This window comes from Aneurinibacillus sp. UBA3580 (assembly GCF_002375825.1).
Taxonomy (GTDB): domain Bacteria; phylum Bacillota; class Bacilli; order Aneurinibacillales; family Aneurinibacillaceae; genus Aneurinibacillus; species Aneurinibacillus danicus.
Window position 1 is genome coordinate 42564 of sequence record NZ_DFMZ01000049.1, and the last position, 10683, is coordinate 53246.

The following is a 10683-nucleotide window of genomic DNA, read 5'->3' on the forward strand; positions in this document are numbered from 1 at the left end:
CGGCAGCCGCTGTTTCAGCAGCCATGACCAAAACCCAATTAAGAAAATACATCCAGCCCGAAAAATATCCGACAAATGGGCCGAGCACTGGCTCCAGCAAATCCCGGAACGTTTTCGCTTTTGGATTATGGACCGCCATTTCGGCGAGCCCCTTCATTACAAAAAGCAAAATGATACCACCAATAATGTAATCCAGTATTACACCAGGTCCGGCTAAGGTTATCGATGTACTGCTTCCTTTAAACATGCCTGCGCCAATGGCCCCACCGAGCGCGATCATCATAATATGGCGCGCTTTAAGACTGCGAGATAGTTTTTGCTCATTCGTGTTCATACAAACTCTCCTCTACTCAACTCTCTGTGTTGTACTGTAACTTAAACACACTACCACGACTTTATCGATTACACAATACAGAAAAAAATCCCATGAGATATGCTCGTTCACCCTTCTTAAGAATGAGCATGAAATGAGAAAGTAAGAAAACAAAAAACAAAGCCGTTTCTCAGCTCGGAGAACGGCTTTGTTTCTTCTATTCTTTATTCTTCAACATACGGGATGGTAAGCGGACCCAGCGGAAGAATGGCAACGGTCATCTCTTCGCCGTATCTTTCTTTTAGCTGCGCTAACGTTTGCTCAATATTATGCGTGTACTTAAACATCGCTTTTTCCACATCCTCATCCGGCAGCGAGGAGTAGACATACACATCCGCCCATACCTGAATCACAGCTTGCTTCTGCACTTGCCACTGGTCAAAAATTTTGAAAGAAGGATCGTTAATCATATCCAGGATTTCCTGCGGCGTTTTACGCATCTGTAAAATTTCTGCATAATTCCCGTGATTAGGAAGTCCATCCCGGCATTCCGCCGCACAGATAATCGTACCGCCTTCTTTGACAATTTTATGGGCTGCACTCATGCCTTTTACAGCCTGATACAAATTTTGATCCAGCGGATAGCCGGAATTGGAGGTAATCACCACATCGAAGCGCTCATCACAGCGCAGCATTGCATGTTCCTTTGCGAAAGCACAGCCGCGATTATGGGCTTCGAACAATTCTCCGGCAAATACAGCCGTAATCTCTTTCTCCCGGTTTAACGTCACATTCAATATGAAATCCGGTTTGCACATCCGATTAACTTCACGGGCCATATCCTGTACCGGGTTATCCGTCATATTGCCCCAGGTTGAGAGCGGATCTCCAATCATCCGTGCGTTATGGAAGGTCATAATCGTTTCGATGCCGGCAATGCCCGGCATAATTCCCTTGGGCCCCCCCGAGAATCCCGCAAAAAAGTGCGGTTCGATAAACCCGGTGACGATTTTGAAGTCGGCTTCCACGTACTCTTTGTTTAAATACGCATCGCAGCCGAAACGGCTTGTCCCGACTTTCACCAGTTCGTCTTTGTTATGACAGTGGTGATTGATGACACGCACACTATCCACGATCTCTTCGCCCAGCATCTGAATGAATTCTTCCCGGGTTTGGTCCCGGTGCGTTCCTGTACCGTTAATGATGACGAATTGCTCTAAAGGCACATGCAGCAGTTCTTTCAAAATCCATGGTACCAATTTGTGATTGGGCGTCGGACGCGTAATGTCGCTAATAACAATGGCCACTTTGTCGCTGCTTTTTACCATCTCCCGAAGCGGCGGCGTTCCAATCGGGTTACGAAGCGCTTGAAGCACAGCGCCTTCTTCATCTTCAAGTCCCGGCAGGTTCTTCGGTTCTAAAATGACGGAGTGATCCGGCACTTCAATCGCCAATCCATCTTTTCCATATAGCAATGTCGTTCTCATATTATCCTACCACTCCTTATTCTATCGGCTTCTTCCACCGTTCCGTCAATGCCCGCTTTTCGCTGCCATCTATCCACGTTGATAACTAGATGATGCCAGATAGGTACGAAGCACTTGCTCTGCGGTAAACGCTAACAATTCGGAGGCTCGTTCCATTGCCTCCTGCAGTGTCACTGGCGCATTGATGATGCTGTGAATACTGTAAATTCCCTGCTGATATAGCACATCGATGCCAGAACCGACGGAACCTGCCAGAGCAAAAACCGGAATGCCGTGCTTCTGCGCTGCTTGAGCTACGCCCATCGGCGTCTTCCCGGATGCGGTTTGAAAGTCAATCTGTCCTTCTCCCGTAAAGACAAGATCCGCTCCCTCGAGCTTCTCTTCCAGCCTGGTATGCTCGATAACGATGTCGATCCCCCGTTTCGTCTCCCCGGGAAAGAACGCTTGAAATGCGCCCCCAATCCCGCCTGCGGCTCCTGCACCCGGCCTTTCATGGAGCCGAATGCCTGTTTTCGCTTCGATAATATCCGCCCAATGGGTTAAATAACGGTCCAGCTTATCCACCATCTCCGGTGTTGCCCCTTTTTGCGGTCCGAAAACATGGGACGCACCTTGCGGGCCAACGAACGGATTCTGGACGTCCGTTGCGATTAAGAATTCAGATTGGGCAATTCTCGGGTCGAAACCCTCCGTATCAATTACGGCAATTCGCCCAAGCTCTTCTCCGCCGAAACCGATGGCTTCTCCTCTGTCATCGAGCAACTTCATACCAAGAGCTTGCAGCATCCCGCATCCCCCGTCATTGGTAGCGCTTCCGCCAATCGCCAGAATAAATCTTCGACAACCGTCGTCCAGCGCTTTCTTGATGAGCTCTCCGGTTCCGTATGTGGTCGTAATCAGCGGATTTCTTTGCTCCGGCGGAACCAGACACAATCCCGAAGCGCTGGCCATTTCAATGACGCAGGTCTCCTGATCGCCGAGAATGCCATAAGCCGCCTGCACCGCTTGATGCAAAGGGCCGGTCACACAGTGTTCGACAACGCGCCCCCGCGTCGCCATCACCAGGCTGTCCATTGTCCCTTCCCCGCCATCTGCAACCGGTACCAAAACCGTGTTTGCCTCTGGCAGCACCGTTTTAATTCCGCGCTCGATCGCTACACATGCTTCCCAGGCGGACACACTTCCTTTAAAGGAGTCCGGCGCAATCACAATTTTCATATCCACACCTCATTATAAAACGCTTTCACTTTTTATAATTATTATAATAATAGGATTGCAAGAAAGCATTGTGTATGATACACAAATAATACAACAAATATTTCGTTTATTTTGTTTTATATAAATAATAGCGATTCATAAAGAGGGAATGCATCATGCTGACAGAAAAGATGGCGGGCGAGATTGTACGGCAAACAATGATTCGATTAAAGCGGAACATTAATATTATGGATCATTCGGGAACGATCATCGCTTCAGGGGACCCGGAACGCGTCAACCGGATTCATGAAGGAGCGTTGGAGGTCTTGTCCACCGGAAAACCAGTTGTCATTTATGAAAACAGTCAGAAATATTGGCAAGGAGCGCAGCCGGGGATCAATCTTCCCATTACCTTTCAGAACCGTATCATCGGAGTGATCGGGATTACCGGAAAACCGGAAGAAATCGCGGAGTTTGGGGAGCTAGTCAAAATGAGCACAGAGATGATGATTACCCAGTCTTTTCTGACCTCCCAGTTGGAATGGAAACAGCGGCTCAAGGAACGCATTTTTGAAGAGCTCACTTCTGCGAACCCAAGACAGGAATTCATCGAACAACGGCTCAATCTACTCAACATTAGACTGGAGCCTCCTTTCCAGGTGGCATTGGTGGAAATTGAAGAGAATCCATTTACCAACCAGGAGTTGATTCAACGGATGGAGGAAACGCTAGGGGGCACACAAGTTCTTCCCGGTTTCGTAAGCGCGAACCGACTCTTTATTCTGACCTCGCACATGACGGAGAAAGAGGTGAGGAAGAAATTGCAAAGCATGCAGTCGGTGCTGCGTTATCTACATCTCCCTTTTCGGATTGGCCTTGGAACCTCCGTTAGCCAACAGGAAGACATCCGGCTTTCACTGGAAGAGGCAAAATGGGCACTGCTGCTGGGACAGAAGGAACAATCCTTTATCAGCTATCCTGAAATCGAAACGAAAGCTTTTCTTGACCGGCTCGATGAACAGGTGAAACAAAAATACATCAGCCGCGTGTTGGCCCACCTGTCTGAGCGAATGCTGAACACGCTGGAAGTTTTTTTTGACTGCAATTTAAATATTGGCGAAGCGGCAAAAAAACTGTATATTCATCGCAATACACTTGTATACCGATTGAAAAAGATTAATCAGGAAACGGGGTACAATCCGCAGGTATTTCAGGATGCCGTTTCTTTGCAATTGGCCGTCTGGATGTACCGATTGAAAAAGAAATCCGAATAACGGGCCAATAAAAACGGCAGACTGCCTGGCATCGAAACACCCGGCATTCTGCCGCCCTCATTCGTACATTCAATAGCGATCGAAGCGCCTAGAATCCGGTCACCTGTCGAACCAGCTCCGTTACCTCGGCACGACTGAGTTTTTCCTCGCCCGCTTCTAAAGCGTCAAGCGTACCGTGTGCGAGAAGGAGCGGGATTCGACAGAACATAAGAATCGAATCGGACGTAATGCTCTTCGAATATGCCTCTGCTAATGCCAGGTTACGGCGAGCATAGGCAAACATCTCCTCTGCTTCCCATCCGTCAGGAAAAAAGTCCACCCCACGGGTCCGGTCTTCCGCGCGGTTGCGAATAATATTGACCGCCTGCAACCCGCGGCCAAAGCCGATGGCCAGCTCCCGGTCCGTTTTAATATCGCTGTTATGCCACTCCCAAATCTCCGAGAGCAAAATGCCTACTAAACCGGCAACATAAAACGTGTACGAATCCAAATCTTCTTCGTTTTTAATGTGCCAATTCTTAGAAACCCAATCAGCCATTCCTTTTGCCATTATCGCCGTTGCATTTCGGATGTTCGGCTCGATGGAAGGCGGACTCAGCTTCACCCAGTCCCCGAACTGTAAGGTGACATCAGGCAGGAAGGATGTATACGGCTTAAAAAGTTCCGTGAATGCCTTGTCTTCGATAGGCTTGTCTAAGAGTAAGCTGATCGAACGCAGCAGAGAAACTTTGACATCGGATGGAAGCTCCGGGTGATCTTCTATCTCATCAATCGCTCTCATGCATAAGTAAGCCGATGCAACTGCTTCCTGTAATCCTTGCGATAGGTGGCTAATGGGAATGAAGAAAGTACGGCTGGTGGCCAGCAGCATCTCCATGGCTCTTTTGCGCAACTCCACTGTATCTGTCATGTTGAACAATACTCCTTTTCGGCTCTACAAGTATCTTCTTATTTTACCCTATATCTCGAACCTCAAAAAGAGGATTTCACATTCTGACAAATTTCCGCCACTACCAGCTATGTTTGCGAAGCCCCCATGCCTTTTTCAACCACCTGCATCAATTTTTCTGCGGTGTAAGAAACCGTATCAAAGGCTGCCTTCATTTCTTCTGAAGTCGCCGCGTTTTCTTCTGTATGTGCGGCAATTTGTTGAATGGCTTCGCTTATGTGTGTAATTGACTTTGCTATATTCTCAAGCTGGTTGGTAATATCTTCTGCAGCCGTTCTGCTTTGTTCCGACATCTTCTGAATTTCCTTAGCGACAATGGAAAAACCCCGTCCGTGCTCTCCGGCTCTTGCCGCTTCAATGGAAGCATTCAATCCAAGAATTTTAGACTGCGTAGACACTTTTTGAATGAACGAAAGAACGCTGCTGATTCTCTCGATGTCATTTTTCACAGATAAAGACTGACCGGACAACTCTTCCACATAATTGGCTACATTACTGGAAGCGTGGGCGATCTGGTCGGTTATCGTCGTCAGTTCTGTGATCGTGGTGGCTAAATCAGTCGAAGCCGAACGAAGCGTGTCCATTTTTTCATTAGATACAACCATACTGAAAATCGCAATGAGGTTTCCTTCGTCAAAGATGGGGACCGCTGTCGATATGTAGGCAAAGCCGAATTGTTCCGAACCGCGCTCCTCACGCAGCGGATGCGAAGACCTGGTTCTCCATGTTTTTTCCACCACAGTGCCTTTTATATCTTCGATGCGCGTTCCGAGCGGAAGCTTAAAGTCTAATTTCTCTCCCGGAAGATACCCGATTAGTTTCTCATGGTCAAAAAGCAACAGACATGCATCTTCAGGATAGCCAGCCTGATAAATTTTCATTACATCTATAATACTTTGAAGGATAGAATGCAACTTTTTTCTCCCCTAACTCTTGTCTTTTTCTGTTTAATCATTATGAAAAGTTAATTTATTCCTACATTTCTTTATAATATTCCTATTATATATACTCGTCAACTTACACTTGTTTCTTCATACAAAGATACAGAATGATAGAATAATAGGGAAAATATGCAACTAAAGGTAGAAAGGAGCGTCTAATTAAAAAGAAAGAGAAAAGAAAAAGGAGGACCGATGTACAACCTTTTTATTTTTTGATAGGAATTGTACGAAATACATATGGTGAGAAAGATTACATGTACGGCAATTGTTATCGGTCTTGTGTGTAGTAGTGGAATCGTTACAGCTTCCAATCAAGATAGCGTGCATGCTGAAAGCAATGCGGCCCCTGCCCCTTCTTTTCCTTCATCATCGACAGGTCTATCGGTGAAGGAAAAACAAACGATTACAGGGGCTTCAATAGCTACAGAGGAACAGATGCTTGCTTTTGCCCGTTCCGTAAATCCTGCTTTTCCGGCCGAACTTCCTCGCTTATACATAGAGATTGGAAATATATATGGAATCCGTGGTGACATCGCTTTTTGCCAGATGCTTAAAGAAACCGGATACCATCGATTTGGCGGTATTGTGCAGGCGAATCAACATAACTATGCTGGCATCGGGGCTACCGGAAATAGTAAAACAAATAAGGGAAACTACTTTCAAACACCGGAACAGGGTGTACGTGCCCATATCCAGCATTTGTATGCCTATGCTACAAAAAGCAATCTGCCAAAGAATGAAGTACTCATTGACCCCCGATTTAAATATGTGGCAAGAGGCACTGCACCGAATTGGCAGGATTTAAACGGAAAGTGGGCGGTTCCGGGGAAAGGCTATGGGGAAAGCATCCTGGATATTTATTCCAGAATGCTTAGTATGCCTGTTATCCCGAAAGAAACTATACAGTAGCCAAAACCCGCAGAGAATTTCGCGGGTTTCTTTTCAGTTCTTACACAATATTTTTACTGTCGTCAATTAAGTTGTTTTGCCAGTGCATTTAAAAAAGCCAACCCCGGGTTTTCAAGGTTGGCTTTCTCTGTTCCTACCGTTGTTTCCATCTTCTGCGACTCGCGGACGAACGCCCATTAATTTTAGCCAAGAGAGTGAACACAGTGTGTTATTCCGGCCTTTGTTTCATAATAAATCTTATTGCACGTATAGAACATTATTCTTCAAGAAATTGTACATCCAAATATTTTTCAAGCAGCTTTGTAATCTCGAAAGCAGTATGAGAAGAATCGAAATTTTCAAATATATGTTCGCACTTCTCTTTATACTCCATCGCCTCTTGGTAGTGTGCAAGATGTCGTTTAATATCCTCTTCCGAGTCACCGCGCTGCTTCTGGCGATCCAGCACCGTTTCGCTGTCGGCGTAGATAAAGAAACGAAGCACTTTATCCCCGTACAGCTTTTTCATAGTTTCTGCTCCTTGCGCGTTCAATACCATGATAACACTGTGGTTTTCTTTAAACAAAGAGACAATATCGGTTTCTTTGATGCCATAGTGATACCCGTCCATCACAACACTCTCTAAAAACTCGTTGTTTTTCTGGGCCTGATGGAACTCTTCTTCGGTGATGAAATGATAGTCATGACCTTCCACTTCCATTGGCTTCTTTGGACGGGTCGTATAAGAGACGACATGCGGAATGTGAAGACTGCGAAAAATCATTTCGGCAATCGTTTTACGACCTGCTCCGTCCGGACCTGTGAATACGAAGATAAACTCTTTCTCTTTCAAGTTCAACATGGCTTATAACCTCCTTGAGAATAAGTAAAGTCCCCGGAATTGAATCCATCTTACCATATATGCAATGAGTTAATGAGGAAGTGCAGGTCATATAAGTTATATTCTCTTTTTTCAATAAAATTCCTTTTTATGTATATGCTCTTTTCTATTCCTTTTCTTTATATTTAGCCGGGCAAGGAATAAAGTTTATTCGTTCTTACCCCCCTTCCATAAAAATTCCGTTATAAATAGATTACCCTTGTAAAACTCTGGGTAAGCTTTAAGTGTACTTACTTATAAATTGAAAGGAAGGTTTTCATGGCAAAAGATTTTTATTCAGCTGTAGAAAACAGGCGTTCCGTTTACGGGATTAGCAAAGACCCTGTCATTTCAGATGAGAAAATTCAGGAAGTGATAAGCCATGCTGTGAAACATACGCCCTCTGCCTTTAACTCGCAAAGTGCACGCGTCGTTGTCCTACTGGGCGAACATCACGATAAATTATGGGACATAACAAAAGAAACGCTGAGAAAAATAGTACCTGAAGATAAATTTGTCCCAACGGAAGAAAAAATGAACGCTTTTCGAAGCGGGTACGGAACTGTTTTATTTTTTGAAGACACCAGTGTAATTGAGAAGTTCCAACAAGATTTTGCCCTGTATAAAGATAACTTCCCTATCTGGTCGCAGCAGTCTTCCGGTATGCTTCAATATGTTGTGTGGACCGCACTGGAACTCGAAGGATTGGGTGCCTCCTTACAGCACTACAATCCACTCATCGACGATGATGTGAGAAAAGAATGGAACGTTCCAAGTTCCTGGAAACTCCTTGCGCAAATGCCATTTGGCAAGCCGACGGCCCCTCCGGGTGAGAAGTTATTCCAACCGTTGGAAGAGCGCATAAAAGTGTTCAAATAAGAAAACACGCGGGCGTTGCCGGTCTTTTCCCTCTTTTCGGGTCACACGCTCCACAAGGAAAAAGCAACGGCTGGCATACGCCCCGCGCGTTTTTCCTCGCTTACAATGGAGGGAAAATATAAAACGATTTTATTTGTGGCGATTAAAAGGATTTTTCACTCTATTGCAGAATATTTTATTTAAGCTAGAAATGAGCCATCGCTCATTTTGCTGCCAATCAATATACGGGGGAGGATACAGCGGAAGTAGACGACACGATTACTCAATGAAAAAGCAAGAGACAAAAGCAAATAGTGCAGCCCGTTTCAATTGCTTGAATCAAACAGAGAAAAAAGGGATGAGATGGATTATTCGAAAGGATTATTAAATATCATTCTACATTGTAGTCAGGAAAGCCAGTCAAATATGTGTGCAGGATTTTTACATAGTAATCATTTAGAATTTTTAATATTTATAGAAATATTTTAAGTTCAGGAGATACATTATGGATAAACAAACATTTTTAGATCATGTCAAAACATCTTGGCTGCAAGCCGAAATCTCACCAGAGAAAGTATTCCTGTTTAATCTCTTCAACTTTACGTTCTCATATGACGACGAAAAGAAAATCTGCCGAATCGAGTGCCCTGTTACTGAAACTATGTTTAATCCGCTCGGCACCGTTCATGGCGGTATTCTTACCTATCTGGCTGATACCGCGATTGGCCATTTAAATTTCCGCTATAAAGATGGCCCTTACGTGTCGCTGGAATTAAAAACGTCCTACTTAAAAGCGACCACAGGCGGTAAACTCATTGCCACAGCCAGGTATGTAAAGGATGGTTATAAAGTAGTATTCTCCGAATGCGTGATTGAAAATGAAAAGGGAGAAGTCGTGAGCACAACATCCGGAACATTTTACCGCTTCACAAAAGGAACCGAAAAATAGGGAACACATTGATGTTTAAAATCTCATTTTTTCCACATAATGAAAGTAAACAAAATCCGGGGTGGATAAAATGAGGTTGTTCAATGTCCTATTTGAATGGAAAGCGGCATTATATGAAAAGAAGATAGCGAAAATGCAGGCGCAAGGAAAATGTCCCGACTGTAATGGAATAGGGGCTAATCCGTTAATCATGCACGAGTTCGCCTACATCGACCGATATGATTGCCCTGGCTGCAATGGCAGCGGTTTGTTTTCCGATTGGGCTAAAGTGAATGGGCGGCATAGTTGAATAAAAACAAACATACGTAAGCGGGCAAACACAACCTCTTCTGCACCTCGACAACCAGGTGCAAAAGAGGTTGTGTTTCTTTACGAATATACATCTGGATGGAATTGATATTGTTCTAGATTTATACACCTATTATCAATAAATTCTACCCCTTCACTTTCGAGAAGCAGTTTTTGTACGATAAATGACTCATCGTCTTTAAAGCCAATCTCGCCTTTTGAATTTATCACTCTATGCCAGGGAAGATTATATTTTTTACTCATGGAGTGGAGAATTCTAACTACCTGTCTCGCCCCTTTAGGACTTCCGGCTAAACTTGCAATTTGACCATATGTCATCACTTTCCCCTCAGGTATACTTTTAATCATTTCAACTACTCTTTCTGTAAAAAACTCATGATTTAATTCCTTTCGCTTTTTCACTGGATTTTTTAATGCTCTCTTACAAAACCACCATGTGAAAAAAGGCGAACGCCTTTTTCTTCCCTGGCTCTCCTTTCCTCTTTCCTTCCCCTTCTTTCTTCGTGATTTTCACAGAAAACCACCATGGCATCTCAGCCGCACCCCCGACATGAAAATTGTGGGAAGGGCGGCTGACTTTTGTGGTACGAAGGAAAAGAGAGGAAAGAATGAGGAGATGATTTCAATGTAGAAAAAGG

The 10683-nt window shown here is 44.7% G+C and carries 12 protein-coding genes; 5 read left to right on the forward strand and 7 right to left on the reverse strand.

What is annotated here, in order from left to right; all coding sequences use genetic code 11:
* The 3 genes from B2899_RS08025 to B2899_RS08035 form a co-directional block, all read right to left on the reverse strand.
* Nucleotides 1-334 (reverse strand): amino acid permease (locus B2899_RS08025; RefSeq protein WP_286884952.1); only part of this gene is annotated, 334 nt, incomplete at its 3' end.
* A 203-nt stretch (nucleotides 335-537) separates the two neighbouring features.
* Nucleotides 538-1800 carry a nickel-dependent lactate racemase gene (gene larA, locus B2899_RS08030; protein ID WP_286884954.1) on the reverse strand — a complete coding sequence of 421 codons (1263 nt, stop codon included), beginning with the start codon at nucleotides 1798-1800 and terminating at the stop codon, nucleotides 538-540.
* Nucleotides 1801-1869: 69 nt separating this feature from the next.
* The gene (locus B2899_RS08035; protein WP_146811807.1) at nucleotides 1870-3018 is read right to left on the reverse strand and encodes a glycerate kinase; all 1149 of its coding nucleotides are present in this window, start codon (nucleotides 3016-3018) and stop codon (nucleotides 1870-1872) included.
* A gap of 155 nt (nucleotides 3019-3173) precedes the next feature.
* Between B2899_RS08035 and B2899_RS08040 the strand changes: the two genes are divergently transcribed.
* The gene (locus B2899_RS08040; protein WP_286884956.1) at nucleotides 3174-4271 is read left to right on the forward strand and encodes a CdaR family transcriptional regulator; all 1098 of its coding nucleotides are present in this window, start codon (nucleotides 3174-3176) and stop codon (nucleotides 4269-4271) included.
* Nucleotides 4272-4359: 88 nt separating this feature from the next.
* Here the strand turns inward: B2899_RS08040 and B2899_RS08045 are convergent, their stop codons facing one another.
* On the reverse strand, nucleotides 4360-5181 hold the full coding sequence (locus tag B2899_RS08045) for a squalene/phytoene synthase family protein (RefSeq protein WP_146811809.1): 822 nt from the start codon (nucleotides 5179-5181) through the stop codon (nucleotides 4360-4362).
* 107 nt (nucleotides 5182-5288) lie between these two features.
* Nucleotides 5289-6134: a methyl-accepting chemotaxis protein gene (locus tag B2899_RS08050; protein WP_146811810.1), complete on the reverse strand. Its 846-nt coding sequence runs from the start codon at nucleotides 6132-6134 to the stop codon at nucleotides 5289-5291.
* Nucleotides 6135-6398: 264 nt separating this feature from the next.
* Here B2899_RS08050 and B2899_RS08055 point away from each other — a divergent pair, with 264 nt between their 5' ends.
* On the forward strand, nucleotides 6399-7070 hold the full coding sequence (locus tag B2899_RS08055; protein WP_286884959.1) for a glucosaminidase domain-containing protein: 672 nt from the start codon (nucleotides 6399-6401) through the stop codon (nucleotides 7068-7070).
* A 256-nt stretch (nucleotides 7071-7326) separates the two neighbouring features.
* Here the strand turns inward: B2899_RS08055 and B2899_RS08060 are convergent, their stop codons facing one another.
* Nucleotides 7327-7911: a guanylate kinase gene (locus B2899_RS08060; protein WP_146811812.1), complete on the reverse strand. Its 585-nt coding sequence runs from the start codon at nucleotides 7909-7911 to the stop codon at nucleotides 7327-7329.
* Between the two features lie 297 nt (nucleotides 7912-8208).
* Between B2899_RS08060 and B2899_RS08065 the strand changes: the two genes are divergently transcribed.
* The 3 genes from B2899_RS08065 to B2899_RS08075 all read left to right on the forward strand — a co-directional run bounded on the left by B2899_RS08065 (nucleotide 8209) and on the right by B2899_RS08075 (nucleotide 10025).
* A complete protein-coding gene (locus tag B2899_RS08065; protein ID WP_146811813.1) occupies nucleotides 8209-8808 on the forward strand; it encodes a nitroreductase family protein in 600 nt (199 codons plus the stop codon).
* Nucleotides 8809-9292: 484 nt separating this feature from the next.
* Nucleotides 9293-9736, forward strand: a complete 444-nt coding sequence (locus tag B2899_RS08070) for a PaaI family thioesterase (RefSeq protein ID WP_146811814.1) — start codon at nucleotides 9293-9295, stop codon at nucleotides 9734-9736.
* Nucleotides 9737-9806: 70 nt separating this feature from the next.
* Nucleotides 9807-10025: a methionine aminopeptidase gene (locus B2899_RS08075; RefSeq protein ID WP_146811815.1), complete on the forward strand. Its 219-nt coding sequence runs from the start codon at nucleotides 9807-9809 to the stop codon at nucleotides 10023-10025.
* A gap of 80 nt (nucleotides 10026-10105) precedes the next feature.
* Here B2899_RS08075 and B2899_RS08080 read toward each other — a convergent pair whose 3' ends face one another.
* The gene (locus B2899_RS08080; RefSeq protein ID WP_286884963.1) at nucleotides 10106-10447 is read right to left on the reverse strand and encodes an MGMT family protein; all 342 of its coding nucleotides are present in this window, start codon (nucleotides 10445-10447) and stop codon (nucleotides 10106-10108) included.
* Nucleotides 10448-10683: the final 236 nt, after the last annotated feature.